This window comes from Stenotrophomonas indicatrix (genome assembly GCF_050573115.1).
Classification (GTDB): domain Bacteria; phylum Pseudomonadota; class Gammaproteobacteria; order Xanthomonadales; family Xanthomonadaceae; genus Stenotrophomonas; species Stenotrophomonas lactitubi_A.
Genome location: NZ_JBNYZT010000001.1, coordinates 55,692 through 81,912, shown reverse-complemented (window position 1 = coordinate 81,912; position 26,221 = coordinate 55,692). Strand labels below are relative to the sequence as shown.

Below are 26,221 nucleotides of genomic sequence, written 5' to 3'. Positions count from 1 at the left end.
CCGTTGCGGGCCCGCCAGGCATGGCCTGGCGTTGCACGGCCCTCAATAGCGACCCACCAGGTTCAGGTACCAGCCGCGGTGCGTGTAGTCGAACTTCGTCAGGTCGTCGCTGAAGTCGGTGAAGTTGTAGCCCACGCCGACCCGGAAGTTGCGGCCGACATCGCGGTCCACACCGGCCAGCCAACCCTGCCGGCGACCGCCATCACGCACGTCCAGCAGGCGGTACTCCAGCAGGCCATGCCATTGGTAGTACAGGTCATAGCGCAGCTGCGCGGCACCGAAGTTCGTCGCTGAATCGAACCACGGTCCGGTACCCCGGCCATAGCGCACCTCGCCTTCGCGGCGGGCCAGCTTGGCCGCTACTTCCCAGCGCTGGTCGATGCGGTACACGCCTTCCAGCGACAACACCTGGGTTCGCTGGTCGTAGTCCACGCCGTTGACCTGGCCCATCGTCGACAGGTCGTACAGATAGCTGTAACGGCCGAACAGCGCCCAGCGATCATTGTCCCAGGGGCGGTAGGCGAAGCCGAGATTGCCTTCGATGAAGCGTGCACCGGCCACCGGGTTGATCGCATCGTCGGTGTCCGCATAGTTGAACCGCGCGGCGATCCGCCAGCTGTCATTGAGGCGATGGCTGAGGCGGTTGGTGCTGACCCACTGCGTGCGCCGTTCCGCACCGGTGTCGCGACGCCACTCCACCTTGCTCTGCCACTCGGTACCCGGCGACGTACGGCCGCCGGACAGGCTGACGGCCTTGCGGTCGACCTGGCCACTGCTCGCATCCAGCTTGCCATCGCTGAGGGTGAAGCCCGCGTTCCAGCCCACCGCCGGATAGAAATCCATGCCGAAGGTGTTCGCCAGGCCGGACTCCTGGCCGGACTTCAGGAACTGGCTCTCATTGAACACGTTGACCTGGTCGGACAGGCGCCAGCGCTGGCCCAGCGTCCAGCCATCCTGCGCGTTCGGGCTGAACAGCGGGTCGTACTCGCTGCGGTCGGTGGACTGGGTGAACGCACCATAGAAGCTGTGCTGCGGGGTCAGCTTGTACTCCGCATTGACCTGCGCGGCGCTGCCACGATCACCATCACTGACCTCGGCACCGATCGTGGACAGGTTGGCAAAGGTGTAGGTACCACCGGCGACCACCGCGTCATTGTCCGCATAGCGGCCATGATCGTCATCGACCGTCAGCTGGCCACCGCCATAGATGTCCAGCGCGGTGCCGATGCGATGGGTGTAGCGCGCTGCCGCCAGCACACCGGCATTGCTGCCGATGCCGCGGTCTTCCTGCACCCGACGCAGCTCGGCCGACACGCGGTCGTTGTCGCCGATCCGCCATTCGGCGGTGGCCTGCGCCTGGATCAACGATTCATTGCCACGCCGTGCTTCGCTGTAACGCGCATACAGACTGAAATCGTCGGTCACGTAGCCCAGCAGCTCGGCGCCCTGCTCACGCACGCGCTGGCCGGTATCGAAGCGGCCCACCGAGTAACCACCCTCGACCTGCCGCCACCAGGCGCCGGCACTCCAGTCGCGCTGGGTCCAACCCAGCTCGCGCAGGTTCACCCGTGCCTCCACCGCGGTCGCCTCGCCTTCGCGTGGCCCCTCGGGGTTGAGGCGGGTGAAGCTCAGGCCACCGTTGTCGGAGAAGAACACCGGCGCGCTGGTCGCCTCGCTGCGGCTGTGCTCGACCTTCAGGTAGGTACCACGCCCGGCCTGCAGCGTCAGGTCCGCACCGCGCAGCGAATAGTCCTGGCCGGCGCGCTGTTCGTCCACATAGGTGGCGCCCATCGCCACGTGATCGCCGAACCAGTGCTTGCCACGTACGCCAGCGGTGATGTCGTCATTGTCGAAGCCGGTCGGTACCCATTCGTAGTCGACGATCAGGCGCTGCTCGTAGCCGTCCAGCGGCACGTCGCGGCTGATCCGGCGCAGGTTCTCGCGGCTGACCTGGGCCAGTGGCCGGGTCAGCAGGATGCGTCCCTGCAGTGCGTCGATCTCGTAGTCGGCACCGCGCACCAGCGACACCCGCTGCTCGACGCGGCCGGTGGTGCGGTCACGGATCTCCAGTACCACCTGGTCCGAGCCGCGCAGGATGCTCGCGTGGCGCAAGTAATACAGGCTGCCGCCGGTGCCGATGAACTCGCTGTGGCCCGGCGCGGTCTCGGCCTGTGAACCGAACAGGCGCAGTTCGGTCTGCGCATCGCCCCAGGCATTGGCGCCGCGTGAGCGCCACGACAGCGCCGCACCGTACAGCGAACGCACGTACTGGGCGTATTCGGTACCGCTCAGGCCGGTGTTGTAGTTGCCCCACAGTGCCTGGTTTTTGTCCCAGTCCATGCGCAGGTAGAAGCGGCCCATGCTGTCGACGTCACGCTGGGTCAGCGAATCGTCGCCATAGGTGGGGTAATACAGGTCCGGGTCCAGGCTGCGGAACAGATCCTGCGGATCGGCGGTGGTGAAACCGCTGAACAGTTCGTCCAACGGCCGGTTCTGCGTATCGGCCTGCGCGGTCAGCAGATAACGGCCGCGCGTCTTGGCCTTCAGATAGAACGCCAGGCGCCCGTCACTGAGCACATCGTCATCGCGCTCGCCACGGGCGACATCGCGGCCTGCACCGCTGGCCTTGTTCTGGTACACCGTGACATCGGCCAAGCCGACACCGAACAGATAGCTGCCGCTGACATCCACCTCCAGCGTGCGCGCGATCGCTGGTGCGTCCGGGCGCTCGACCCGCACATCGAACGCGTGATGACCGATCGGCATCAGGTACTCGGCGGCGAACTTGCGGTCCTGGTCCAACGGGTAGCTTTCGCCATTGATCTTCAGTGCCGCGCCAAGCGGCAGGTCACGGCCCCGCAGGCGCACGCGCGAGCCGTACACCGGGATGTTCTGCTGACGCAGGCCGTTGCTGTCGAACACCTGCTCCAGCAGTGACAACGAAGCGGCCTGGTTCGCATCGACGGCAGTACCGCGGCGATCTTCCAGGGCGTCACGCAACTGCTGGTTGCCACGCTCCACTTCGGCCAGCGTCACCAGCTGCATGGACTGCGCCGATGTCTCATCGACATTGCCCTCGGCATCGTACGCACGCAGCAAATAGACCAAGCGGTCGCCACGACGCAGCGGCGTGGATGCCGGCAGCGCACCATCCCAACTGCCCTGCCCGACCGCAGCCACAGGCAGTTCAAAAGTCGCCAAGGGCGCGACCCGGTCGCTGTCGCTACCGCGGTAGATGCTCACTTCCAGGCGCTTGATGAACGCTGTGTAGTTGCCACGCACGAAGAATTCGACCGGACGCACGATGCGGCCCTGATCGAACGCCACCATGCCCGGCGCCGAGATCGACAGCTCGGGCAGGCCCATGGCCGGGTCTTCGGTGGCCCAGATCGCGCCGCCTTCCGGCAGGCGGATCATGAACTCACCGCGCACGGTCGCCTTACCCGGCTCGTCCAGCGCCACGCTTACGCGACGGTCCGGCTGCAGCACCTGCGACGACGAGCGCGTCGACGTGCCGTCGGTCACCGGCTCATCGAAGCTGCGCGAGCGCAGGGTGAACAGCAGGTCGCCCTCAGCACTGCACTGGTTGCCCTCGCAGTGGATGGGCGTGCCGCCGGTGGGCGTGTCGTTGGCTGGCGGCGGGGCCGCCTGCGCGGTTGCTGCCAGGCCCAACAGCAGCGCCTGGTACAACGCAGCGCGGTGCAGGCGGGCGGGACGCCGCGCGACAGAGTGATGGGCGCTCATCGGCGGACCTCCTGTTGGCGGGCCGCCGCGCGGGTGGCGGCGGTCTCCTCGTTGCGCACGCGCAGACGCTGCTGCACGGCGGGGCTGAGCTGGACGCGCAGCGCTTCGAATACAGCGTTGGCACGGCGCAGGCCCAACGCCTGGTTGTAGACATGGCTGCCCCGCACATCGGTATGGCCGACCAGGCTGACCTGACCGCCCCCCATCTGCTCCAGGCGCGCGGCGATGGCGGCCAGCAGTGGCTTGAACTCCTCGCGGATCACCGCCTTGTCGGTGTCGAACAGCACGTTGCCCAGCAACGCACCACCGGCATCAACGCCAGCGACCACCGAGTGCGGATCGCGCACGTCGGTACGCAGCTGCACGGTCAGGCCAGCGCGCGCCCCTTCGGCCACCTCGGCCTGCAGCGCATCACGCACGGCTACCGCACGGGCGAAAGCCAATGCCTGGCTTTCGCCGTTGGCGGCAATCACCACGTCACCGCCCTGGTAACGGTCAACCACCTCGGCCATCTTCGCCAGCACCGGGCGATAGCTGGCGCGCAGTTCGCTGCTGCCCGGGGCGAACAACACCTCGCCCAAGGCCAGCTCAGCACGCTCGGCAGCCGCCTGCGGCGACGGCGGCAGGCGCACGCCGAAGCTGAAGCGGGTCGGCACGCCTTGGGTGACCCGTCGCAGCAACGGATTCTCGGTGGTCAGCTCGGATCCACCCGGTACCGTTGCCGGGTCCAGCTTGACGATGAAGTTGCGACCCAACCGCGCGTCGCCACCGTGCACATCGGCCAGGTGGTAACGACCGAACGGATCGGTTTCGATCAGCAGGCCTTCCACCGTGGCCAGGCGCACGCCAGGAATGCCCTGCTCCTGGATGCCGTGGTTGCGGATCACATAGGCCACTTCATAGCCCTCAACGACACGCGCGATCTCACGATGCACGACCGGCTCGGCCGCGGTCAGGCCCTTGGCCGCCTCGCCACTGCGCTGCACGGACGCCACACCCTGCGCATCCAGCTGCAGGCGATGGCCCTGTGCGCTTTCCAGCACGAAATCATCGGTGAAGGACAATTCGCGCAGGCGCTGGCGGATCACCACCTGGTGGCTCTCGACCGTGTCCGAGGTGGACGCAAGCCCATGAACCACGCCCACCTGCACGCCATGCAGCAGCGGCGCGCTGGCATCGGCCAACGGCTGCGGCCCATCACCACGATCCAGCGTTGTCGAGCCCGGCACGTAGGCCGCCGGTGCGAAGCCGCCCTGCACGCGCACACCGGTCAGTTCTGCACTGTCCTGCCAGCCGTCACCGTCGCGGTCATCGAACACGGTGCCGAACACGAGGCTGTCTTCCAGCAACGGATCGGCATCCATGCGCACTTCAGCGGTCGCCACGTTCGACAGCGGGGTGCCGTCGTCGGCAGTGGCCACGGCCTGGTTGACGTGGTTGCCGGCGCGCACGCCCGCGCCCACCCGCAGCAGGTAGGTGATGGTGGCACTGCGGCCCACGGCAATGTCGACCGCGCCAATGCGCAGTGGGGTCTGGCTGCCGCCCAGCGAGAACGCACCGTCGTCGTCAGCCACCCGCATCGAGCCATCCACATAGCTGAAGCCCGGCGGCGGCGTATCGACCACCACACCATTGCGCCAATGGCTGCTGCCGACGTTCTCGACCACCAGCTGGTAGCGCACCAGGTCGCCGACCTTCACCAGGCGCGGGTTGGCGGTCTTGGTGATGCGCAGCGCGAAGTCCGAGATCACCTTGTGCCGCGTTTCGCAGGTGGTGCACTCCGGCGGCGGCGAGCCATCCGGGTACTGGCCGCGCAGGCGGTTGAGCACTTCCGTGCGTGCTTCCTGGTTGACGATGGCCTGGTAGACGAATTCATGCTGTCCCACCGGGGTACCGGTCGGCAGCGTGCAGACGATGTCGGTGCCCTGCTGCACGCAACCTGCCGGCAGCGTGTCCACGCTCAGGCCAGCATCGGGCGTATCCAGCAGCTGCAGCGGCTGCCGCAGCGACGCGCGCTCGACGGTGGCCCGCAGGGTGTAGCGCAGCCGGTCACCCGGGCGCACTTCACTGCCACTGGCGGGGCCGGACAGCTTTTCCAGCACCACGCGCGGCTCGGCGAGCACGTGCTCGGTACTGCAGGTACCCGTGCAGCTCGGGGTGTCGCCGCCACGGCCCAGCACCGCGTTGCGGACGCTACCACTGGCCTGCGCATTGACCTGCGCGCGGTAGCCCAGCGTGTAGGTACCGGGTGCGGTACCTGCCGGCAGCGTGCATACCAGCGGATTGCTGGCGTTGCAGGTGAAGGCACCCGACTGGGTCACCGCCTGCAGGTCCAGGCCTGTGCCCAGGGTATCGGTGAGGGTGAGCACATCGGTGGTCTGCGAGTTGGCGACCACCACTTCGACGCTGTAGTCCACCGCATCCCCCATGTTGACCGGCGATGCGGTGCTGGAGGACTTGCGGTAGGTGACCATCGCCGCCAGCACCGGGGTAGTGGTGGTGCAATCGGTGGTGCAGGTATTGGTACCGGTGCCGCTGCCAAGCACGGCATTGCTGACGCTGCCCTTGGCCTGTGCATTCACCGTTGCGGTGTAGTTGACCGTGTAGGTGCCCGGTGCGGTGGCGGCCGGCAACGTGCACACCAGCGGATTGGCGGCATTGCAGGTGAAACCGGTGGTGGCGGTGACTGCACCGAAGTCCAGGCCCTGCCCCATGGTGTCGGTCAGGCTGAACACAGCCGTGGTGCGCGAGCGGCTGACCACCGCGGTCAGGGTGTAGGCGATGCTGTCACCCACCTTGACCGGGCCGGCGGCGGCCGAGGTCTTGCGGTAGTCGATCTGGCTGCCTGCCACCGGCGTGGTGGTATCGCAGTTGACGGTGCAGCTCGGGTTGTCACCACCGCTGCCCAGCACCGCATTGGTCACCTGGCCGGTGGCCTGGGCGTTGACCACAGCGGTGTACGACAGGCTGTAACTACCCGGTGCGGTACCCGCCGGCAATGTGCACACCAGCGGATTGGCCGCATTGCAGGCGTAGATGCCGGCACTGGTCACGCTGCCGAAATCCAGGCCACTGCCCAGCGTGTCGGTCAGCGTCACCACGTCGGTGGTGCGCGAGTTGGTGACCACCGTGGTCAGGGTGTAGGTCAGGCTGTCACCCACCGACACGGGACCGGTGCTGTTCACCGACTTGGCATAGCTCACGCCCGGCGTCGCCACCGGCGTGGTGGTATCGCAGTTGGTCGTGCACGAAGGCGTGTCGGTGCCGGTGCCGAGTACGGCATTGCGTACCGTGCCGCTGGCCTGCGCATTGACCGTGGCGGTGTAGCTCAGGCTGTAGGTACCCGGCACCGTGCCTGCGGGCAGCGTGCACACCAGCGGGTTGGCCGCATTGCAGGTAAAGATGCCCGCGCTGGTCACACTGCTGAAATCCAGGCCGCTGCCCAGCGTATCGGTGAGGGTGACCACATCGGTGGTGCGCGAACGCGCAACGGTCACGCTGAGCGTATAGCCGATGCTGTCGCCCACCCGCACCGGTCCACCGGTGGACGCCTGCTTGGTGTAGCTCACCTGCGGGCTGGCCAGTGGCGTGGTGGTATCACAGCTGCCGACGCACGACGGATTGTCGGGACCGCTCGGCACGACGGCATTGCGCACCTGGCCAACAGCCTGTGCGTTGACGATGCCGGTATACGAGAACGCGTAAGTTCCTGGCACGGTACCGGCTGGCAGCGTGCACACCAGCGGATTGCCGGGCACGCAGCTGAAGCCGCCGGCATTGGTCAGGCTGCCGAAGTCCAGGCCGGTGCCCAGGGTGTCGGTCAGCGTGGTCACAGCGGTGGTGCGCGCATCGGCCACGACCACGCTCACCGTGTAGGCAACGCTGTCGCCCACCGCAACCGGACCGGCCGTAGCGCTGGCCTTGGAGACCGAAATGCGCGGCGCCGCCACCGGCGTGGTGGTGGTGCAGTTGCTGCTGCAGGTGGGAGTATCGGTGCCGGTACCCACCACCGTGTTGACCACCTGGCCACTGGCCTGTGCGTTGACGGTGGCCGCATAGGTCAGGCTGTAGGTACCCGGCACGGTGCCCGCTGGCAGCGTGCACACCAGCGGATTGGCCGCATTGCAGGTGAAGGCGCCGGCATTGGTCACGCTGGCGAAGTCCAGACCGGTGCCGAGGGTATCGGTCAGGGTCAGCACGTCGCGGCTGTTGCCATCGGCAATGGCGACATCGACGGTGTAGCTCACCGTCGCCCCCACCGCCACCGGACCTGTGGTGTTGGAGCGTTTCGCGTAGCTCACCCGGGTCACCGGCACGGTCACATCGCTGCGGGTGCAGTGGTCGGTGTCAGTGCAGGCCTCGCCCGGTGCGGGCGGATTGCCACCATTGAACGGATCGTAGCCGCCACCGACGCTGGCGTGGTTGCGCAACAAGCCGCTTGCCGATGCGGACACGGTCACCGGCAGGGTGAAGCTGCTGCTGCCCCCGGCGGTGCCGGCTGCCGACAGCACCTGGCTGCTGGTGCAGGTCACGGCCTGGCCGCTCGCCGTGCAGCTCCAGCTGCCACTGGTGAGGGTGCCGGTCCAGTTCGGCACGATGCCGGTCGGCAACTGGTCGCGCACGGTGATCACACCCGCCGGCACATTCGGCGGATTGCCGGTCGGTACGTTGGTGGTGTTGCTGATCGTCAGCGTGTACTGGGTACCGGTCTGGCCGTAGTTCCAGATGCCGCCGGTGGCATTGTTGCTCTTCACCACCTTCAGCGCGGGTGCGGTGATGGTGATCCGGTGGTCTTCCACTTCACCGTCGTCGGCCACACCGGTCGGTTGCTGGATCTGCGCTGCGTTGGTTGCGTAGCGCAGGCGCACGTAACTGGTGCCCGCGCTTACCTGCGCGGGGACTGTCCAGCTCAGAGTGGCGCTGCCCCCACTGCATGCAGCCGTGTTGCTGCGCTCGCCCGGGTCGAATGTGCCGTTGCGGTTGAAGTCGATCCAGCCGGCCACGCTGCCGTTGCCGACGCATGCCACCGGTTGGCCGATCTGGGTACCGGCCTGCATCACCGTCAGGACGTAGCTCGTCGGCCAGGCGTTCTCTTCGTTGGGATTGCCTGCGGGGAAGTTGTCGTCACCCTTCGCATCGGCGCTGTAGCTGCTCTTCTGCTCGGTGTCCGGGCCAACGGTGCCCAGAAAGTCGGTCAGCGGCGGCGCCAGGCCACCCGGCGTGTAGCCGGCGGTATTGATGTTGGTGGGCGTTGCGTTGACCGGCAGGCCATCGGGGCGGAACTGCAGATCGTCCACCACGTGCATTGCGTCGCCATAGCTCTGCGGCGCATCGCCGAAGTCGGCGTACGGCACCAGCAGGCCGATGGCGATCGCAGTGGTGCCGCCGCCGCGCATCGAGAAGCCCATGTTTACCGCAAGGTTGCCCGGCGCATGTGCGGCATTGTCGAAATTGAGGAACGTCACCGCAGCGGTGTTGTTGTCGTTGCCCGGCCCGAAGCGGATCACGCTGTTGCTGCCGCTGCTGGACTTGGTCACGTTGTAGGCACCTGCGCCAAGGTTCTTGCGCATCTCCACCACGTTCCAGGTGCCCAGTGCACTGGCTTCGACGAACTCGCCGCTGTTGTTGATCGACTCGGCATCGGCCATCACCACGCCGCGCAGGCGATACGGCGCGCCGCCCAGCGTCGAGACGCAGTTGATTTCGAAAGAGGACGTACCGCTGCTGCGCGAGATGCCTGCGATCAGCTGGTTGGCGCCGCCCGCGCCACCGACGTTGTACAGGTCATCCAGGCTGTCGCCGCTGAAGTTGCCGGGACGGTAGCTCTGCAGGATGCCACCACCGCTGATGTTGGCCAGGCTGCAGCTGACGTTGAGGTCGATGCCGGAGGCAACGGGCATGGAGATCGACGAGGTATCGCCGTTGTTCAGCGTCACCCCATGCGTACCCAGCGCCGATCCGCCGCCCCAGGTCAGCCACAGCACCGTGTTGCGGTACGGGCTGGTGCCGCCGGTCGCGTAGGCCGCGGCCCAGGCCGACGATGGCAGCACCACCGACAGCAGCAACAGCAGGCCGGCGGCCAGCCATCGTCCGGTCCGGCCGGGGTGTGCACTTTTTTCAGGATGAACGGATTCACCGCACGCGCTGATGCGCGACGTCGTCGACTGCCACATGTTGTTTTTCCCCGTCATCAGCCCCGCGGGGGGCCGCTGTTCAGTGGGTGGCCGGGGATGGTTCTCCCGGACCCGGAGACGCGTACGAATGCGTGTCTGCCGGCTCCGTGGCGACTACAACCGTCCCTGGACCCTGTTGGTCAGGTTCGCAAAACTGTGACGAAGATAACACAATTCAAACAATTGTGTGATGTGCGTCACATTTAAGTTTGCCAAATCTGGCGCCGGCCCCACGAGCACAGTTGTAGCAACCGGCCTCCGGTGGCTCGTGCACGGATCCGGCAGCCGGACCGCCCTTTCCGGCAATTCGTCACGCATTTTCGGAGCCCGGGCGAGGCGTCTAGCGGGCGCGCACACAAAAAAACCGCCGGGCCATGGGCTACCGGCGGTATCGAAGTGGAAGGGGAATCGCGCCGCGCCTGGCGGCCGCCGCGCTGCTACCAGGGGACGAAGAGCAGGATCAGCACGATCACCAGCAGCACGGCGGCAACGGTCAGCAGCACGTTGCGCTGGCGCCAGGAAGGCTTGGGGGTGCCGGGGGTATTCATGGGGGCGCTCCTAGGCAACCGATGGGGACAGCACCAGACTGCCGAGTCCGCTTGCAGCAGGGCGTGCAGGTGATGTGCAGCGGGAGTGGAGAACGACTTGGAATCGCCTGATGCTCCGCACGCAGTTGAGTATCCGGGCACACATCGTCGTTGCGAATACCTGCACGCGGCCTGCGCCCTACATTCTTATGCATGCCGGCCGATATGTGCAGAACGCAGCACCGCATGCGCACAAGGAGCCGGAATGAAGATGGATGCAGGAAACTGCGTGCCAGCGGGCGCGAGCCATCAGTTGGCAACGCCACCGACGTCATCCGCCGTCGCACCGGTTTCGGTCCCACACGCACTGGCGGTTGCCGCATCGCTGATCGCGCTCTTCGTCTTCTGGTCGGTCGCCATGTTCGGTGGATTCCTCGCAGTATCCGCCATGGAAAACGAGATCTCAGCCGGCTTCATTGTGGGCTTCACCGTGGGCTACGGCCTGCATGAGGTATGCGCCCTGGTGACACGGCAACAACCCGAGTTCACGCGCTACTTCGTAGCCATCGATCACATGCGCCAGCTCGAATTGCTGGCGGCCGCGACTGTTTCAGTGATCACCATGTTGTCTCCGGCATAGGTGCCCGCCCCGCTACCGGCTGGTGCGTGGTTACGTGGTTGGTCCGGGGGGCCGCGGGCGTAGAAGGCCGATCACCACCGCTGGATAGACACCTTGGCCGGGGTCATGGACCCAGCCGCTCTCCGCCCAGGAGTAGGTGCCGGCCCGTGTCGCCTCTCGGCGAGGTACTCAGGCCTGGTCGCTCGGTGGTCGATCGGTGTAGGGGGCCCCGAAACGCAGAAGCCCCAGCGCAGGGCCGGGGCTTCAGGTAGAATTCTTGACAGTTGCCGAATTAGACAGTTCGCGTGTGCAACTTGTCAAGAGGCTTCACCATTTTGAGGTAGATCCACTCACCATCCGGCGAAGCTTCACAGGTCAAACTCGCGCCCTCCTCCTCATTGCTCCAGATCGCAAAACTAAACTCAAGTTCCTGTCCATCACGGCAATCAGTCACGTCAGGGAACTCTGCCGTGAGGATCGCAGCGACGTGAGAGCCGTCGGCCTGAGGCTTCCAATCAAGGCGATCCATCCATGCATAGGGGTACATAGGTCTTCCTTCAGGCGGCGATCCTGCCGCCCATGAAGTCTACCCCGCCCTGCAGCTCGCGGCGGTACTGCCAGATGGAGAGCTCCCCGCCGTACTGCTCGGCCACCATCCGGGCCTTCACCGCCTGGCTGGCCGACACGGTGAACTCCGTGCGTAGGATCACCGCTCGAAGCGGGTATTGCCGTGCCATCGACGCCAGCGCCCGATCCACCCAGCGCAGTTCATCGGGGATGCCCACGTCCACCGCAATCTCCGGCAGATCTTGGGGATGGCTCGCATCGTTGGCCGCGCGGATCGGGTCCACCGCCCAGGTCGGCAGGAGCTGCATGCCCTGCACCCCCGAACGAGCGGCCATGAAGCGGCGGCGGGATTCCCCGACGCGCCCGACCAGATCCTGCAGGGCCCGCTCCCTGGTCAAAGGAGCATGGTCGCGGACCTTGTCCAGCACGTGGACGCTGCGGTCGGCACGGCTCAGGGCGAACCGATTTGCCTGGGCGTGCCCCCAGCGGCGCAGTTCTTCGGTCAGCGGATCAGTGTTGCGCATCGCGCATGCCCTCCAGTACGGCGTCATCGAATCGGAATGCCGGCAGCTTTCTGTCGGTGTCACAGATCCCGGCCCGTTCGGGCCAGCCTTTGCAGTGGAAGCCCGCAGCACCGGCCTGTCGGAACTGGCAGACGGAGCAGCGGCCATGCTTCTGAACGTAGGACCGGTACCGCTTCTGCATGCGCAGCTCGGCGCCGGTCACGCGGCGAGACCGTCAAGGAGTGAAGGCGCCGCTGCGAGATACTCGATGGCCACCTCCAGCCTTGCGCCCTTCTCGTCCGGCTCCATGCGTTCCAGCAAGGTCCGCCGGATCTGCTTGTCATCCACCCAGGCGATGCCATTCAAGGCGTCGGACAACACCTTTTCGCAGTTGCCGAGGTCGATGCACTGCACAGTGTCGTCCCAAGTGTACGGATCCTTCCGTGCACGCTTCGCCCAATCCTGCGGCCGGTGCGGGAACAGCTTGATGTAAAGCCCCACGCGGCCGGTGGAAGGAGCGCGGAGGCCGGCGGCTTTGGCCAGGTGGCCGACCGCCGCCTTGTAGGCCTTCGCGTCCTCGGTCACGTAGGTGATCGCCAGCGGCTTCGGCTTCTTCGGAATCACGCGCACGGCCCAGTAGCAGTTCGCGCTGATCGGATACGGGAGGGTCAGGTGGATCATCGTGCGGCCTCCTTCAGCTGCAGCCTGGAAAGGGTGACGTTGAGGGCGCCCAGCTCGTCCATCTTCATGACGAGCCACATGCGCTTCTGACCGTGAATTCCGTTGAAGCTGCCCTGATGGCAGTCCTTGCACAGGGCAACGGTCGTGAAGTGCTGGCCCTGCTTGATATGGTGGGCGTCGCTGGGTCCTGGTCTGCTGCAGACGCTGCAGGGCAGCAGCTTCACCGCGTCGACGTGGCGCTTCTCTGCCATGGTGAATGCCTTGGCATTCTTGGTCCTCACGCAGCCACCCCGGACGGTAGAATCCGTGCCAACAACAGGGGGCATGTATGAAGCAAGGAAGGACTGATAGGGATTGGACCGTGGTCGCGGTGATGGCATTCATGGCTGGCGCGTTTTTCGTGTGGGCGCTGATGAGCCAACACGCGACGGCCATCCCGATTTCCAGAGGCGAATGGCCGGCCTGGGTTCAAGCTTTCACGTCGTTCATAGCGATCCTCATCGCGATGTTCGTTCCGACGAAGATTGCTTGGGATGAGAGAAGGCGCCTCTCCAAGGAGAATCATTACAAAGCCATGAGCTTGGCGTTCGTACTGCGCCCAGCTATCGGAAGTCTCATCTCCAGGGTGGATAGTGCCCGCAGACGCTGGCAGCTGTGCCCCAATCAATATGATGACAGTGGCGTAGTAGCACCCTTGGTTATCCCTGATGCAATCAATGAACACCTGTTGGAATTGCATGTATTGGGGGAGTCTGGAGTCGCCGTACGTCGATCCATCAACGCTATTCACGCGTTGCGAGCTGAGATTTTCACTGACTACGCCAATCAGTTTCATGGTGGCGTCTACATCGATCCGGATGATGGTGAGACCATCGATCTCCCAGTCAACACGGACGTAGAGGGTCAAATCATTCGAACAACGCAGGTATTGCGCGAAGCGATGAAATCTCTGAACGAGCTCGTGGCTGACTGAGCCCATGTTTCTTGCAGAGATAGTCCACATCACGCCGCCCTCCCCTGCTGCCGGCCATTCACCATCCGCCAGTAGTCCGCGCGCACGTCGTCCAACATGACGTGCGCGTAGTGGTCACCGATCCAGGCGGTGATGCCCTTGAAGAAGGTGGCGAAGTCCTCCTCCTCCATCGAATCGAAGGCCAGGGACTGGGCCACCTTCACCGGGATGGTCCGGATCTCCGGCAGCACCGCCGCCAGCACCTTGCGCGCGCCAGCGCCCAGTACCACAAGGTCGCCGAGCAGCAGCAGGCCGCCTGACCTACTACGGAGAGGAATGCGCAGGCTGATGCGCAGCTACGGTCCGCCTGATTTGCCCCCGGCACCAGATCGAGCCGGGCCACTGCCGAATGGGTGACGTCCCACCGGTCAGGACCAAGAAAACACCGCAGGCAAGCCGGGGATCAGCACCGGCCCTCTCCGCCCCTATTCCAAGCACGCCGGCCGAGCAGGCCGAAGCCATCCGCACTGCCCTGAAAACCAGCCTGTATCCCGGCGCCACCGATGACTCCGTCGACATGGTGCTGGCCTACTGCCGTGCCGGCGGCCTCGACCCGATGACCAAGCCCGTGCACATCGTCCCCATGTGGGTGCCGGAGAAGAAGCAAGGAAACCGCGTCGTCAGCCCGGCCGGCATGCGCGACGTCATCATGCCCGGCATCGAGCTGTACCGGACCAAGGCACACCGCACAGGCGAGTACGCCGGTCAGGATGAAGCCACTTTCGGTCCAACCATCGAAGACACCCTCAGCGGCGTGCGTGTTCGCTACCGGTGCGCACCGCGCCGACGGCAGTGGCCAGCGTCCAGGCACCGAGCGCCGCACCGCGCGAGGTCGTCAAGATCAAGCTGGGCCAGGTCGTGGACCTGATCGCCCCGCTGAAGATCGACGCCGAAGGCCTGCGCCAATTGGGGTTTGAGCCGGTCTCGACCGATCGGGGATCGAAGCTCTACGACGCCAGCCAGATCGATGCCATGCGCGGCGCGATGATCCGCCACCTGCAGCAGCCGCTGCCCGACACCTACGCGCAGGCCGCGTGATGCACCAGCGAACTGCGGGCCCTGCGCCAGATGGAGGGCCGCGACGCGATGACCGTCGCGGCTACCCTCGGGCGCTCGCACCGCGCGGTCCAAGACATGGCCCGCTGCCAGGGAATGCTGGTACCGCGCCAGCCTCACGCCCGGTACTGGCCTGCCACCACCAAACGCCGCGCCCGGCAGCTGCGGGCCAGCCGCAACACCGTCAACCAGACCAGCGCCGCGCTGGGTGTCCCGTTCGGGACCGTGCGCCGCTGGGTCTACGAAGGAGCAGCAGCATGTCCAGCATCCACGTGAAGCCCGTCTTCAGCGGCGCCACTGATCGAGAAAAGGAGCAGGACCGGCAGAAGCTGGCCAGCGACATAGCGCGTTTCGAGGCCGGCGGCGGCAAGGCCCAGGTGCTGGGCACCACCGGCATCGACAAGAGCACGATCAGCCGCCGGCAGGTGGTCGAGGGTGGCCATGGCCGACGCGCTGGGAAGAAGGCAGGCTGACCATGCGCATTCAACCCATCGCCACCACGGTTTACCTCGCGCCCACCAAGGGCCGCCGCTACCTGTCGAAGCGCTCCGCAGTGCGGGCCGAAGCGCGTGCACTGCTGGACCGTAAATACCCCGCTGAAACGGGAGACGAGTCAGATGGCTTCCACAGCTGGCACTGGTCCAGCGATGAGCACCTGCAGCGGGTCTATGACCGGTTGGCGCGCTTCATCGGTGCTTCCGCTCGCCGAGAGGTGCAGCCATGAGCCGCCACATCGCCCGCCGCGCGCCCAAGGAAACGATGGGCTTCTTCTGGGGCCGGTTCCCGACCGTAGACGGTAGCGCCATCACCTGGCGCCTGTACCGCCGTGACCACCGCCGTGCGCTGCACATGCACGTGCTGACAGTTTTTGCCCATGACGACCGCGCCGTGATCGCCGGCCACCTGCGCCGCGCTCGACGGTTCCTGCGCGAGAAAGTGGATGACATCGATCTGGTGGCGATGGGGGTTACGGCGTAGGTGGAAGTACGTAAGTCAGCACCGCCATGACGGCCTGCACGGCCGTGGCGAGGGCAGCAAGGACTGCTGCTGCATTCACCCATCGGCTGAAGGTGAGTCGCTGCTTCAACTCGATGGGCTTCTTGTCCCAGTAGAGATTGCCATCTTCATCAACGCCTATCCCCTTCAGTTCACCGTCCTTCATCGTGAACTGAAAGCCCTCATGGATTTTCTTATCTGCCACGGCAACACCCACCAGTTGAAGAGTTAGAGGATTCTGCCATGACCTACATCCACCCAAACGACCGCGTCTACGCGCTCGAACGCGGCTTGGCCGCAGCCATCGCCCAGGCGAGGACCGCAAGGTGCTGGACGACCTGCGCGAGATCCTGGCTGAAGCCCGCCGCGAGGCACGGGGGTGAGCGGTTTGGTGCTGGTGCCAGCGCCGGAGGTGCCCGGCATCCCTGCCCGCATGCGGCAGCCCACGAAGGACGCCTACCGGCAGTGGCTGACCCAAGCCAACGAGCGCATCGAGCAACTGCAGGCCGAGGTGGCAGAGCTGCGCACCGGCGGCAGCCGCAGCGCCAGCACCACCCGGCTCGCACTGGTCGCTGACCTGGTCACCGCCGCAACGGCCCTCGGGCACCACGAAGCGCTGCATAGCAGCAGCGACGAAACCATCGACTACTGGCGCACGCGCGTTGAGCAACTGCGCGCCGAATTGACAGGAGAACACCATGGCTGACGGTTCCCGCTCTTTCAACTTTCCACAGCCGCAGCAGTCCCGCCTGCGCCCAAGCGAAATAGTGGTTGACCTGTTCGCCGGTGGGGGCGGCGCCAGCGAGGCCATCAAGAAGGCGACCGGCGTCGATCCGCACCTGGCGTACAACCACGACGAGCTGGCCATCGGCATGCACGCCGCGAACCACCCGCTCACCCAGCACCACCGCGAGGATATCTGGCACGCCGACCCGCGCGTAGACGTGGCCGGCCGGCCCATCGGCTGGTTCCATGCCTCGCCGGACTGCACGCACTTCAGCCAAGCCAAGGGCGGTCAGCCGCGCAGCAGGAAGACCCGCGCCCTGTCGTGGGTCGTGCTCAAGTGGATCGGCATGCTGCAGCGCGCGGATCGGCTCAACGGCACCAACACCGCGCCGCGCATCTTCTCCATGGAGAACGTGTGGCAGATCCTCACTTGGGGCCCGCTGGTGGCGAAGCGCTGCAAGGACACCGGCAGGGTGTTCAAAGCGGTGTTCGAAGATCGCGAGGTGACGCGCAAGAGCGGCAAGGTGGAGACGGAGCGCGTGCACGTGCGCACCGAGGTGGCCGCGCCGGGCGAGCGTGTTCCTGTCTGGAATCAGCTGCTGGTGCCCGACAAGCGCCATGCCGGCCGCACCTGGCGCCGGTTCGTTGCCGCGCTGCGTGCGCTCGGCTACGTGGTCGAGTGGCGCAAGCTGGTGGCCAGCGACTACGGCGCTGGCACCAGCCGCGAACGCCTGTTCTTGCTCGGCCGCCGTGACGGCGAGCCCATCGTGTGGCCCGCTGCCAGCCACGGCCCCAATCCGGGCCAGACGCCGCGCGTCACCGCTGTCGACTGTCTGGACTTCTCCATTCCCTGCCCGTCGATCTTCGGCCGTAAGCGCGACCTGGCCGACGCCACCATGCGCCGCATCGCCAAGGGCGTCATGCGCCACGTCATCAACTCGGCCGATCCATTCATTATCCCTGTGACGCACCAGGGCGGCGACCGCGTGCACGACGTGCGGGAGCCGATGCGCACGATCACCGCCGCCAACCGCGGCGAGCTGATGCTGGCAGCGCCGGAACTGGCACCCTTCATCACCGAGCATGCCAATGCCAGCACCCAGCGCACGATGGCTGTGGACGAACCGCTGCGCACGCTCTGCGCCGAGGTCAAGGGCGGCCACTTCTCCGTGGTCACCCCGATCCTTGCCGGCGTCGGCGGCCGGGCCGGCCAGTCGGAGCCGCGCTCCGGGGACGACCCGCTGTATACGATGACCGCGAAGGCGGATACCGCGCTGGTCGCGCCGGTCCTGGTGCAGAGCGGCTACGGCGAACGCGATGGCCAGGCACCGCGCGCATTGGACCTACAGCAGCCGCTGGGCACGGTGGTGGCCGGTGGCGTCAAGCACGCGGTCGCCGCGCCTCACCTCGTGAAGTTCCGAGGCGACAGCATCGGCACGCCGGCAACCGAGCCAGTGCCGACGATCACCTCTGGTGCCGGTGCCGCGCGCCCTGCTGGCGCGGCGCACGCGCTGGGCGTGTCTGCCGCTACGCTGGTCACCCTGCGCAACAACATGGCCGGCGCGTACCCGCAAGAGCCGCTGTCGACCATTGCCGCGCAGGGTGAGCACCACGCGCTGGCCACTGCATTCCTGGAGCAGCCCAACGGTGGCTTCTACGAGGGCGGCGGGCGCGATGCGCGCGACCCGGTCAGCACGATCACCGCCACCGGCAGCCAGTAGCAGCTGGTAGCCGCAGACCTGGCGCAGCTGTCGCCGGAGCATCAGGAAGGCGCGCTGCGTGTTGCCGCGTTCCTGGTGAAGTACTACGGCAGCGGCATCGCTGTGGATCTGCGCGATTCCCTGGACACGGTCACCACCAAGGACCGTCTGGCGCTGGTCACGGTGGTGATCAAGGGCACGCCCTACGTCATCGTGGATATCGGCCTGCGGATGCTCAAGCCGCACGAGCTGTTCCGTGCGCAGGGCTTCCCGGCGAGCTACATCATCGATCGCACCGCCGACGGCACCGTGCTGACGACCACAGCGAAGGTCTGCATGTGCGGCAACAGCGTCAGCCCGCCGCCGTTCTACGCGTTGATCGACGCCAACCTAGACCCGGTGGCCGTGCCGCTGGCGGAGGCTGCATGAGCATCCGACGCCAGCACGCCAACAACGGCATGGCAGCCGGCGGGCGCCCCATCCGCGTGCCGCGCTCGGTGACCAGCGTGCGCGCGCTCCTGAAGCGCCACCTGCTGGAGGAAGGCAAGCGCATGCAGGACCTGGCCGAGGTCTGGGGCTGCTCCAGGCACAACGTCTACGACCTGTTCTACGAGAGCCGTCCCATTTCCCCTACCCACATCGACCTCGCTGCCAAGTTCCTCGGTCTGGACGAGTTCGACACGAATGAACTGCGCCTGCTCGGTGCCCGCGAGGCCGGCTGGCAGATCGATCCCACCTTCATTCTGGAGCACCACGCATGACCACCGACAAGATCCCGGCCACCCTGGACGCGGTCCGCAACCTGATCGTGTGCGATACCCAGTTTGGCTGGAACGGCGAAACCACCCTGAAAGCTGCCCGAGCTGCTGGACCTGCAGGAACGCGGGTGGATGATCGAGGGCGACGACAACAGCGAGTTTGAACTGACCAGCGCAGGCCGCGAGGTGGTGGCACGTGCGCTGGAAAGCGTCGCCCCCGCCACCCTGGCGACCGTGAAGCACGGCGGATGCGTGCAGTTGCCTACCTCGGAGCGCGAGCGGTTCGAGGCATATCGCGGCGGTGATTTAGAGCGTGACGCGCAGGGCTATTACGTGAACGCTCCTACCGCTCAGGATTGGGCCATGTGGCAAGCCGCCCTCTCCGCCCAGCCCTCACCGGGTGGTCAGGGGGATGCTCGCTTGCTGGCCGACGTAGACGAACGCATCGCAACCGCCAAGGCGCTCGGTTACGAGAATGACATCGGCGTGGGCATCGGCCTTCTGCAATGCGTCCGAGCAGCCCTCGCCGCCCGCCAGCCGGTGGGGTGCGGGGCTTGCGGCGATGGATGCGACGTGCGTGGTTCGTGCCGACACGCTGAAGAAAACCCGCCCACGCAGGCCGTGGACCTACCCTACCCGCTTGATGCCGATCCCGCAGGCATCCGCGCTCACGTGGCTGATGTAATCACCGGCACGCTGATGGTTGGCGCCCAAGGCCATATGCCGCCACCGACTGGTCACTGGGCAGAGCCATTCTGGCAGGCAGCCCGTGCCGACGCCCGAGTGCAGGAGAAGACGCAAGCAGCGCTGCAGGCTGCGGCGAAGTCGCTCAGGACGATTGCCAACTCGACCAAGGACACCGAGTTCCTTGAAACCGCCAGTGAGATCCGGGCGTATGCCAACAGCCGCGCGAACTGCGCCGAGCAGGCCCTGACGGACAGCCAAGCGGTGGGCAATGGCTAACTCACTTGTCCGCCGCATTCTCTTCGGCCGCATTTTTGAGGCGCGTCGCTTCCTGCGCCCTCCTTTCCTCAGCAATATTATCTCGCAAATTCTTCAGACGCCCCTCAGTGCGCCCCGAGAGCTTTCTCGACTTAATTGCATCAACCTCCGGAATATCAACGTAGTAGGACTCCATCCTAGCAATCGCAGAGTCAATATTTTCCAGAAGCTGGAGGCCAAACTCCACCCTTGGCAACGACAGCTCTTTCCACCTAGCTTTGGACATACGTTCGATGGAGGCGCGGGAACGCCCAGGATTCGAATTGAAAAACTGCCAGGTCGTAAGAACATTCAAAAGCGCAAACGCATCGTCGTCAGCAAAACCCTGCAACCGGCCAGCGCAACTCCTGATAAAAATGAGGTCATTAAAAGGCTTATCACTCGCGTAGCTCTCGATTATGTCGACAGGCATTGGCTTGGAGCTGAATGGATTCCAATTACAAAGTCGTGGCGCCAACTGACGCCTCGCATAGTCGAGCTCCTTCCTAAATGCACGTGCCAGCTGCTCAGCTGTCCTGCGGTGCGCCTCTTTTGCAGCATTCCACTCCCTCTCTTGAATATGCTCCGACTTCTCCCTCTCCGCGATGACCGCGCCAGCAGCGGCTTTGGTCTGTTGGAATGCAGCCATCAAAGCCACGACCACGGCGATGAAAGTTGCTACTGCGGCTGCCCACCCGCCAATAGCCGCGACAGCAGCCCAATCGAGATTACAGGTATCACTTCGTTCAAAACATGGAGTCAAGTATTGAAACCCTGGCATGTGCATTCCCCCCTGAGGACTGGACCGCATTCTGCCACGGCTTGCCATCACCAGGAGACCGAGCATGGGTAACCCTGTCCCCGGAAGCACCCTCCACGTCGGCGATTGCCTGGAGGTGATGCGCGGCATGGCCGAGAACTCGGCCGACGCCATCGTTACCGATCCGCCCTATGGCCTGTCCTTCATGGGTAAGCGCTGGGATTACGACGTGCCCAGCACCGAGATATGGGCCGAGTGCCTGCGCGTATTAAAGCCTGGCGGCCACCTGCTGGCCTTCGCCGGCACCCGCACGCAGCATCGCATGGCCGTGCGCATCGAGGATGCCGGCTTCGAGATCCGCGACATGATCGCGTGGGTCTACGGCAGCGGCTTCCCCAAGTCGCACAACGGCCCCTGGGGTGGAACTGCCTTGAAGCCCGCGCTCGAGCCGATCACCGTCGCCCGCAAGCCACTTGTCGGCACGGTGGCAGCGAACTGGCATCTGCACGGCACGGGTGGCCTGAACATCGATTCCTCCCGGATCGAAACGATCGACAAGCTCGGTGGCGGTGATCAGTCGGCCGCGCCGAAGGTCGGTCCCGATGGCTGGCACCGGCCGTGGATGCAGGACGAGCAGGCAAATGCCGCGCACGCCGACCGTTGCAACGCAAACGTAGCGAAGGCCGAAGCGCTGGGCCGCTGGCCTGCCAACCTGATCCATGATGGCAGCGAGGAAGTACTCGCGGCATTCCCTGCAGCGCCGGGACAGAAAGCTGACCTGAGTAATGATGGGGAAAGCGCACGGTTCTCGGCCGTGTACGACGGCGGCCCGCTCCCGCGCAGCAGCGAAGGAAGCTCCAACAGCGCCAACAATGGAGCGGTCGGTTTCAAGATGCGCACTGGTGCACGCCGTTTGGATAGCGGCAGCGCTGCCCGGTTCTTCTACTGTGCCAAGGCCACGCGCGAAGACCGCAACGACGGCCTCAATTCTGGCCCGGCGCCGGCCACCGCCGCGGGAGCGACGATGCGCGATCCCGAGACTGCCAACTGGCCAGCGCGAAACGGCAACCACCACCCGACCGTGAAGCCGACGGATCTCATGCGCTACCTGTGCCGTCTGGTCACCCCAGCTGGCGGCCTGGTGCTGGACCCGTTCATGGGAAAGGTAGCACCGGCAAGGCCGCATTACTCGAAGGCTTCCAGTTCGTCGGCATCGAGCTCGACCCCGTCTATGCCGCGATCGCCGAAGCACGCATCCGCGTTGCCCAACCTGGACTGCCCTTGGAGGCAATCGCATGAACACCGCCACCGAGCAGCTGCGCGCTGCGCTGAGCACGAACTGAAGGAGGACACGATGGGAGCTGCTGAAAAGCTGGACATCGTCGGAAAGGACTGGCTGACCGTAGACGAGGCCGCGCACTACTGCGGCGTATCCCGAAGCCAGTTCGATTCGAACATCGCCGACGACGGCATCGAACCCCGAAATTTCACGGGCAAGAAGCTCTACGAGAAAGCCGCCCTCTACTCTGCAATCTACGGCTCCACACAATGGTCAAGGTCACAATCTTCTGGCGGGACGGCGCCGCGTACCTCAACTGGCGGGAAGGCGGCAAGCGAAGCCGTGTCACCATTGGTCGCGTCAGCCCACGCGAAGCTGAGGGCGTACGAGCAGCGAAAGAAGCGGAACTGACCCATGGAGTGCGCATCCTGCCCCGGCTGCCCACGGTAAGGGACTTCCTGGAGGCGTATCTGGATTGGTACAAGGCCGAACACCCCGCCACGCACGGCAAGGCAAAAAGCGAGGTCCGGCTGTTCATTGCACGCTTCGGCCATCGACCGATCGACACCCTGCGCCCGATGGAAATGGAGTCCTACAAGACGGACCGCCTGACCAAGGACAAGGTGGCCCCGGAAACCGTAGGCAAGGAAGTGCGCAGGCTGCAGGCGGCGTTCCGTCGAGGAGTGAAATGGAAGGAGCTGGACTTCAACCCTCTGGAGGAAACGCAGGCACCGCGCGGGGTTCGGAGCGTGGCGGTGCGGTTCTACGACCGGGCGGCGATGCGCAAGCTCTATCGTGCCAACCCTGCACGGGCAGCGCTGTGGCTGTTCATGGCGCACACGGGGTTGCGCCGCGGCGAGCTGGTCGGACTGGGCAAGGATTCGGTGGCCGGACGTAGGCTCAGGGTCGAGAGCGACCCAGACGAGAATGGCCAGGGGCGCACGAAGTCGGGCAAGTGGCGCGAGGTGCCGCTGAACCGATATGCGCGCTGGGCGCTGCGCCACCTACCCGATCCGCTGGTGGCCGTGCACAAGGACACGGTGTCCGACTGGTTCGCATCGGATGCCAAGCGGGCGGGGATCGGCGGCAGCCTGCATCGGCTACGGCACACCTTTTGCGCTCATATGGTCATTGCGGGAGTGCCGCTGCGACGCGTGCAGATCCTGGCCGGGCACGCTGATTACGCCACGACCGAGAAGTACTATGCCCACCTGACGCCTGAGGGCGACGATGGCGCCGTGGCGAAGCTCACGTACTAATCGGGGCTGCTGGGACCACTGGGACCAAATCCTGTGGATATGCGGGAAACAGTGGGAATTGCCCGCCACTGCGCTGACCTAAGTCATTGATTATGGTGACCCCGGCCCGATTCGAACGGGCGACCTTCCCCTTAGGAGGGGGACGCTCTATCCAGCTGAGCTACGGGGCCATGCAGCCGCCGAGTTTACAGGCAAGCCGCCCTGCCCTCCAAGCATTCATCCACCACACCGCTGCCACTGGCGCGGCGCACCATGGCGGTTCCGGTCGCTCTGCTACCATCGGCGGCTCAGTTCGTCGCGCCCCCACCTGCCCGCGACGACACCAAACACAACGTAACGAAACACAGGAGTCTGCATGTCTTCCGAGCTGCTCAAGTCCCTTGGTCTGGACGCGATCAACGCTGGCACCTACCTGGGCAACGGGGAGTGGTCGAGCGCTACCGGCGGTGAGCTGATCACCCCGATCAACCCGACCACCGGCGAGCCGATCGCGCAGGTCCGCGCCACCACCGAAGCCGAGTACGAAACCGTCATCGCTCGTGCGCAGGAAGCCTTCAAGGTCTGGCGCACCACCCCGGCCCCGCGTCGCGGTGAAGCCGTGCGCCTGTGTGGCGAAGCGCTGCGCAAGCACAAGGACGCGCTGGGTTCGCTGGTCGCGCTGGAAATGGGCAAGAGCAAGCCTGAAGGCGACGGCGAAGTGCAGGAGATGATCGACATCGCCGACTTCGCCGTGGGCCAGAGCCGCATGCTGTACGGCTACACCATGCATTCCGAGCGCCCCGGCCACCGCATGTACGAGCAGTACCAGCCGCTCGGCCTGGTCGGCATCATCAGCGCGTTCAACTTCCCGGTCGCGGTGTGGGCATGGAATTCGTTCCTGGCCACCATCTGCGGCGACATCTGCCTGTGGAAGCCGTCCAACAAGACCCCGCTGACCGCCATCGCCTCGATGCGCATCTGCAATGAAGCGCTGCGCGATGCCGGTTTCCCGGACCTGTTCTTCCTGATCAACGACGCCGGCACCGCGCTGTCGGAAAAGATGGTGGCCGACAAGCGCGTGCCGCTGATCAGCTTCACCGGCTCCACCCAGGTCGGCCGCACGGTCGCCGAGAAGGTTGCGCACCGCCTCGGCCGTTGCCTGTTGGAACTGGGCGGCAACAACGCGATCATCCTCGACGAAACCGCCGACCTGAAGCTGGCGATCCCCGGCATCGTATTTGGTGCGGTCGGCACCGCCGGCCAGCGCTGCACCACCACCCGTCGCCTGATCGTGCACGAATCCATCCATGACGACGTGCTGGCCACGCTGGTCAAGGCGTACAAGCAGGTGGAAGGCAAGATCGGCGATCCGACCGACCCGGCCAACCTGATGGGCCCGCTGAACAGCGACGGCGCCGTGCAGCAGTTCTTGGCCTCCATCGAAAAGGCCAAGGCCAGCGGCGGCACCATCGAAACCGGCGGCACGCGCATCGACCGCGCCGGCAACTTCGTGCTGCCGGCCATCGTCACCGGCCTGAAGAACAGCGATGAAGTGGTGCAGCACGAGACCTTCGCGCCGATCCTGTACGTGATGAAGTACAGCACGCTGGACGAAGCCATCGACATGCAGAACGGCGTGCCGCAGGGCCTGTCGTCCTCGATCTTCACCACCAACCTGAAGACGGCTGAGCGCTTCCTGTCGGCGGCCGGTTCGGACTGCGGCATCGCCAACATCAACATCGGCACCTCGGGCGCGGAAATCGGTGGTGCCTTCGGTGGCGAGAAGGACACCGGCGGTGGTCGCGAGTCCGGCTCGGACGCATGGAAGGTCTACATGCGTCGTCAGACCAACACCATCAACTATTCGGATTCGCTGCCGCTGGCCCAGGGCATCAAGTTCGACCTGTGATGGCAAACGGTCCGGCCATGCACATGGGTCAGAGCCCCTCCGGGGATTCGACCCATGCCGTGCCGACCACTCAGGGTCGGATCCCCACAGGGGCTCCGACCCTCGATTTCAGCGGCCGCCGGGTGTTGATCGCCGGCGGCAGCAAGGGCATCGGTCGCGAACTGGCGCTGGCATTCGCCGGCGCCGGTGCGCAGGTTTCGGCCTGCGCCCGCGGCCAAGCCGGGCTCGACGCCCTGCAGGCCGATGCACAGGCACAGGGCACGCAACTGCACACCTTCGCCGCCGATCTGGGTGATCCTGCCCAGATCGGCGCCTGGCTGCAGGCCGCCGCCGACTCGCTCGGCGGCATCGATGTGCTGGTCAACAACGCCACCGGCTACGGCATGGCCGATGACGAAGACGGCTGGGCCGCCAGCCTGCAGATCGACCTGATGGCCGCTGTCCGCGCCTCGCGCCTTGCGTTGCCGTGGCTGCGCGCCTCGTCGGACGCCTGCATCCTCAATCTGTCCTCGATCGCCGCGCAGCAGCCGCGTCCCGGCGGTGCGCCATATGCGGCGGCCAAGGCCGCACTCTCGCAGTACACCACCTCGCAGGCCTTGGCGCTGGCGCCGGACCGGATCCGGGTCAACGCCATTGCACCGGGTTCGATCGAATTCGCCGATGGTCTCTGGGATCGCCGTCGTATCGAAGATCCGGTGCTGTACCACGGCACCCTGGCGAAGATCCCGTTCGGCCGCTTCGGCCAACCGCGCGAGATTGCCGACGCCGCGTTGTTCCTGTGCTCGCCGCTGGCGCGCTGGATCACCGGCCACGTGCTCAACGTCGATGGCGGCCAGGTGTTGATGGGCTAGCGCCGATACCTCGGTAGCTGCCAACCTGGCTTGGCGCCGCATTGGTCGACCAAGGTCGACGCCTACCAACGCCACCCCGCTCCCGGCTCCGATGGTTGCCAACCTTGCCTGGCAGCCTTGCATTGGCCGGACCATGGGATT

General features: G+C 65.6%; 25 protein-coding genes and 1 tRNA gene. 17 read left to right on the top strand and 9 right to left on the bottom strand.

The genetic code is table 11. The features are described from left to right. Positions 1-42: 42 nt before the first annotated feature. Positions 43-3,744, bottom strand: a complete 3,702-nt coding sequence (locus ACQ5SA_RS00405) for a TonB-dependent receptor (RefSeq protein WP_499311994.1) — start codon at positions 3,742-3,744, stop codon at positions 43-45. Then, positions 3,741-9,917, bottom strand: a complete 6,177-nt coding sequence (locus tag ACQ5SA_RS00400; RefSeq protein WP_499311992.1) for a CshA/CshB family fibrillar adhesin-related protein — start codon at positions 9,915-9,917, stop codon at positions 3,741-3,743. The genes ACQ5SA_RS00405 and ACQ5SA_RS00400 overlap by 4 nt, the downstream gene beginning before the upstream one ends. A gap of 792 nt (positions 9,918-10,709) precedes the next feature. Here ACQ5SA_RS00400 and ACQ5SA_RS00395 point away from each other — a divergent pair. Then, entirely contained in the window at positions 10,710-11,084 is a 375-nt protein-coding gene (locus tag ACQ5SA_RS00395; RefSeq protein ID WP_499311990.1) for a hypothetical protein, read from the top strand. 536 nt (positions 11,085-11,620) lie between these two features. Here ACQ5SA_RS00395 and ACQ5SA_RS00390 read toward each other — a convergent pair. The 3 genes from ACQ5SA_RS00390 to ACQ5SA_RS00380 all read right to left on the bottom strand — a co-directional run bounded on the left by ACQ5SA_RS00390 (position 11,621) and on the right by ACQ5SA_RS00380 (position 13,065). Then, entirely contained in the window at positions 11,621-12,154 is a 534-nt protein-coding gene (locus ACQ5SA_RS00390; RefSeq protein WP_499311988.1) for a hypothetical protein, read from the bottom strand. Positions 12,155-12,352: 198 nt separating this feature from the next. Further along, positions 12,353-12,814 carry a RusA family crossover junction endodeoxyribonuclease gene (locus ACQ5SA_RS00385; RefSeq protein ID WP_499311986.1) on the bottom strand — a complete coding sequence of 154 codons (462 nt, stop codon included), beginning with the start codon at positions 12,812-12,814 and terminating at the stop codon, positions 12,353-12,355. Next, positions 12,811-13,065: a hypothetical protein gene (locus tag ACQ5SA_RS00380; protein ID WP_499311984.1), complete on the bottom strand. Its 255-nt coding sequence runs from the start codon at positions 13,063-13,065 to the stop codon at positions 12,811-12,813. The genes ACQ5SA_RS00385 and ACQ5SA_RS00380 overlap by 4 nt, the downstream gene beginning before the upstream one ends. Positions 13,066-13,175: 110 nt before the next feature. Between ACQ5SA_RS00380 and ACQ5SA_RS00375 the strand changes: the two genes are divergently transcribed. Then, positions 13,176-13,787, top strand: coding sequence for a hypothetical protein (locus tag ACQ5SA_RS00375; RefSeq protein ID WP_499311982.1), 612 nt, complete (start codon positions 13,176-13,178; stop codon positions 13,785-13,787). A gap of 29 nt (positions 13,788-13,816) precedes the next feature. On the opposite strand, the gene ACQ5SA_RS00370 is transcribed toward ACQ5SA_RS00375, so the two are convergent. Continuing rightward, entirely contained in the window at positions 13,817-14,056 is a 240-nt protein-coding gene (locus ACQ5SA_RS00370; protein ID WP_499311980.1) for a hypothetical protein, read from the bottom strand. Between the two features lie 119 nt (positions 14,057-14,175). Between ACQ5SA_RS00370 and bet the strand changes: the two genes are divergently transcribed. The 5 genes from bet to ACQ5SA_RS00345 all read left to right on the top strand — a co-directional run bounded on the left by bet (position 14,176) and on the right by ACQ5SA_RS00345 (position 15,860). Further along, positions 14,176-14,694 carry a phage recombination protein Bet gene (gene bet / locus ACQ5SA_RS00365; RefSeq protein ID WP_499311979.1) on the top strand — a complete coding sequence of 173 codons (519 nt, stop codon included), beginning with the start codon at positions 14,176-14,178 and terminating at the stop codon, positions 14,692-14,694. Then, positions 14,685-14,864, top strand: coding sequence for a hypothetical protein (locus ACQ5SA_RS00360; protein ID WP_499311978.1), 180 nt, complete (start codon positions 14,685-14,687; stop codon positions 14,862-14,864). Before bet ends, ACQ5SA_RS00360 begins: the two co-directional genes overlap by 10 nt. A 275-nt stretch (positions 14,865-15,139) precedes the next feature. Next, positions 15,140-15,355, top strand: coding sequence for a hypothetical protein (locus tag ACQ5SA_RS00355; RefSeq protein WP_499311976.1), 216 nt, complete (start codon positions 15,140-15,142; stop codon positions 15,353-15,355). A 2-nt stretch (positions 15,356-15,357) separates the two neighbouring features. After that, positions 15,358-15,606, top strand: coding sequence for a hypothetical protein (locus tag ACQ5SA_RS00350; RefSeq protein ID WP_499311974.1), 249 nt, complete (start codon positions 15,358-15,360; stop codon positions 15,604-15,606). After that, the gene (locus ACQ5SA_RS00345) at positions 15,603-15,860 is read left to right on the top strand and encodes a hypothetical protein (protein WP_499311972.1); all 258 of its coding nucleotides are present in this window, start codon (positions 15,603-15,605) and stop codon (positions 15,858-15,860) included. The genes ACQ5SA_RS00350 and ACQ5SA_RS00345 overlap by 4 nt, the downstream gene beginning before the upstream one ends. Here the strand turns inward: ACQ5SA_RS00345 and ACQ5SA_RS00340 are convergent. Then, complete coding sequence (locus ACQ5SA_RS00340; protein WP_499311971.1) at positions 15,850-16,083, bottom strand: hypothetical protein; 234 nt, start codon at positions 16,081-16,083, stop codon at positions 15,850-15,852. The two genes, ACQ5SA_RS00345 and ACQ5SA_RS00340, sit on opposite strands and share 11 nt — an antisense overlap. Positions 16,084-16,311: 228 nt before the next feature. Between ACQ5SA_RS00340 and ACQ5SA_RS00335 the strand changes: the two genes are divergently transcribed. The 6 genes from ACQ5SA_RS00335 (at position 16,312) to ACQ5SA_RS00310 (ending at position 20,025) form a co-directional block, all read left to right on the top strand. After that, entirely contained in the window at positions 16,312-16,584 is a 273-nt protein-coding gene (locus tag ACQ5SA_RS00335; RefSeq protein WP_499311969.1) for a hypothetical protein, read from the top strand. Beyond that, positions 16,577-18,325 (top strand): DNA cytosine methyltransferase, encoded by a 1,749-nt coding sequence (locus ACQ5SA_RS00330; RefSeq protein WP_499311967.1) that lies wholly within the window; start codon positions 16,577-16,579, stop codon positions 18,323-18,325. Before ACQ5SA_RS00335 ends, ACQ5SA_RS00330 begins: the two co-directional genes overlap by 8 nt. Before the next feature lie 75 nt (positions 18,326-18,400). Further along, entirely contained in the window at positions 18,401-18,733 is a 333-nt protein-coding gene (locus ACQ5SA_RS00325; protein ID WP_499311963.1) for a DNA cytosine methyltransferase, read from the top strand. After that, positions 18,730-19,065 (top strand): hypothetical protein, encoded by a 336-nt coding sequence (locus ACQ5SA_RS00320; RefSeq protein WP_499311960.1) that lies wholly within the window; start codon positions 18,730-18,732, stop codon positions 19,063-19,065. Before ACQ5SA_RS00325 ends, ACQ5SA_RS00320 begins: the two co-directional genes overlap by 4 nt. Continuing rightward, positions 19,062-19,226 (top strand): hypothetical protein, encoded by a 165-nt coding sequence (locus tag ACQ5SA_RS00315; protein WP_499311957.1) that lies wholly within the window; start codon positions 19,062-19,064, stop codon positions 19,224-19,226. Before ACQ5SA_RS00320 ends, ACQ5SA_RS00315 begins: the two co-directional genes overlap by 4 nt. Then, on the top strand, positions 19,195-20,025 hold the full coding sequence (locus tag ACQ5SA_RS00310; protein WP_499311954.1) for a phiTE_015 family protein: 831 nt from the start codon (positions 19,195-19,197) through the stop codon (positions 20,023-20,025). Before ACQ5SA_RS00315 ends, ACQ5SA_RS00310 begins: the two co-directional genes overlap by 32 nt. A gap of 1 nt (position 20,026) precedes the next feature. Here ACQ5SA_RS00310 and ACQ5SA_RS00305 read toward each other — a convergent pair whose 3' ends face one another. Then, positions 20,027-20,890, bottom strand: a complete 864-nt coding sequence (locus ACQ5SA_RS00305) for a hypothetical protein (RefSeq protein ID WP_499311952.1) — start codon at positions 20,888-20,890, stop codon at positions 20,027-20,029. Here ACQ5SA_RS00305 and ACQ5SA_RS00300 point away from each other — a divergent pair. Then, positions 20,889-22,493: a DNA-methyltransferase gene (locus tag ACQ5SA_RS00300; RefSeq protein ID WP_499311948.1), complete on the top strand. Its 1,605-nt coding sequence runs from the start codon at positions 20,889-20,891 to the stop codon at positions 22,491-22,493. The two genes, ACQ5SA_RS00305 and ACQ5SA_RS00300, sit on opposite strands and share 2 nt — an antisense overlap. An 8-nt stretch (positions 22,494-22,501) precedes the next feature. Beyond that, on the top strand, positions 22,502-23,341 hold the full coding sequence (locus tag ACQ5SA_RS00295; RefSeq protein ID WP_499311946.1) for a tyrosine-type recombinase/integrase: 840 nt from the start codon (positions 22,502-22,504) through the stop codon (positions 23,339-23,341). A gap of 93 nt (positions 23,342-23,434) precedes the next feature. Here the strand turns inward: ACQ5SA_RS00295 and ACQ5SA_RS00290 are convergent. Next, positions 23,435-23,511 (bottom strand) — tRNA-Arg (locus ACQ5SA_RS00290). Positions 23,512-23,696: 185 nt separating this feature from the next. On the opposite strand from ACQ5SA_RS00290, the gene amaB reads away from it, so the two are divergent. Next, positions 23,697-25,229, top strand: a complete 1,533-nt coding sequence (gene amaB / locus ACQ5SA_RS00285; RefSeq protein WP_191077805.1) for an L-piperidine-6-carboxylate dehydrogenase — start codon at positions 23,697-23,699, stop codon at positions 25,227-25,229. Between the two features lie 23 nt (positions 25,230-25,252). Beyond that, entirely contained in the window at positions 25,253-26,080 is an 828-nt protein-coding gene (locus ACQ5SA_RS00280) for an SDR family NAD(P)-dependent oxidoreductase (RefSeq protein WP_499311940.1), read from the top strand. Positions 26,081-26,221: the final 141 nt, after the last annotated feature.

Excerpts from the sequence above, each read along its gene's own strand:
- ACQ5SA_RS00320 (WP_499311960.1), top strand. The coding sequence starts at position 18,730 with ATGAGCATCCGACGCCAGCACGCCAACAACGGCATGGCAGCCGGCGGG.
- amaB (WP_191077805.1), top strand. The coding sequence starts at position 23,697 with ATGTCTTCCGAGCTGCTCAAGTCCCTTGGTCTGGACGCGATCAACGCT.
- ACQ5SA_RS00345 (WP_499311972.1), top strand. The coding sequence starts at position 15,603 with ATGAGCCGCCACATCGCCCGCCGCGCGCCCAAGGAAACGATGGGCTTC.
- ACQ5SA_RS00315 (WP_499311957.1), top strand. The coding sequence starts at position 19,062 with ATGACCACCGACAAGATCCCGGCCACCCTGGACGCGGTCCGCAACCTG.
- ACQ5SA_RS00400 (WP_499311992.1), bottom strand. The coding sequence starts at position 9,917 with ATGTGGCAGTCGACGACGTCGCGCATCAGCGCGTGCGGTGAATCCGTT.
- ACQ5SA_RS00385 (WP_499311986.1), bottom strand. The coding sequence starts at position 12,814 with ATGATCCACCTGACCCTCCCGTATCCGATCAGCGCGAACTGCTACTGG.
- ACQ5SA_RS00390 (WP_499311988.1), bottom strand. The coding sequence starts at position 12,154 with ATGCGCAACACTGATCCGCTGACCGAAGAACTGCGCCGCTGGGGGCAC.
- ACQ5SA_RS00380 (WP_499311984.1), bottom strand. The coding sequence starts at position 13,065 with ATGGCAGAGAAGCGCCACGTCGACGCGGTGAAGCTGCTGCCCTGCAGC.
- ACQ5SA_RS00330 (WP_499311967.1), top strand. The coding sequence starts at position 16,577 with ATGGCTGACGGTTCCCGCTCTTTCAACTTTCCACAGCCGCAGCAGTCC.
- ACQ5SA_RS00300 (WP_499311948.1), top strand. The coding sequence starts at position 20,889 with ATGGGTAACCCTGTCCCCGGAAGCACCCTCCACGTCGGCGATTGCCTG.
- ACQ5SA_RS00350 (WP_499311974.1), top strand. The coding sequence starts at position 15,358 with ATGCGCATTCAACCCATCGCCACCACGGTTTACCTCGCGCCCACCAAG.
- ACQ5SA_RS00310 (WP_499311954.1), top strand. The coding sequence starts at position 19,195 with ATGATCGAGGGCGACGACAACAGCGAGTTTGAACTGACCAGCGCAGGC.
- ACQ5SA_RS00305 (WP_499311952.1), bottom strand. The coding sequence starts at position 20,890 with ATGCTCGGTCTCCTGGTGATGGCAAGCCGTGGCAGAATGCGGTCCAGT.
- ACQ5SA_RS00355 (WP_499311976.1), top strand. The coding sequence starts at position 15,140 with ATGTCCAGCATCCACGTGAAGCCCGTCTTCAGCGGCGCCACTGATCGA.
- ACQ5SA_RS00395 (WP_499311990.1), top strand. The coding sequence starts at position 10,710 with ATGAAGATGGATGCAGGAAACTGCGTGCCAGCGGGCGCGAGCCATCAG.
- ACQ5SA_RS00405 (WP_499311994.1), bottom strand. The coding sequence starts at position 3,744 with ATGAGCGCCCATCACTCTGTCGCGCGGCGTCCCGCCCGCCTGCACCGC.
- ACQ5SA_RS00280 (WP_499311940.1), top strand. The coding sequence starts at position 25,253 with ATGGGTCAGAGCCCCTCCGGGGATTCGACCCATGCCGTGCCGACCACT.
- bet (WP_499311979.1), top strand. The coding sequence starts at position 14,176 with ATGGGTGACGTCCCACCGGTCAGGACCAAGAAAACACCGCAGGCAAGC.
- ACQ5SA_RS00335 (WP_499311969.1), top strand. The coding sequence starts at position 16,312 with ATGCGGCAGCCCACGAAGGACGCCTACCGGCAGTGGCTGACCCAAGCC.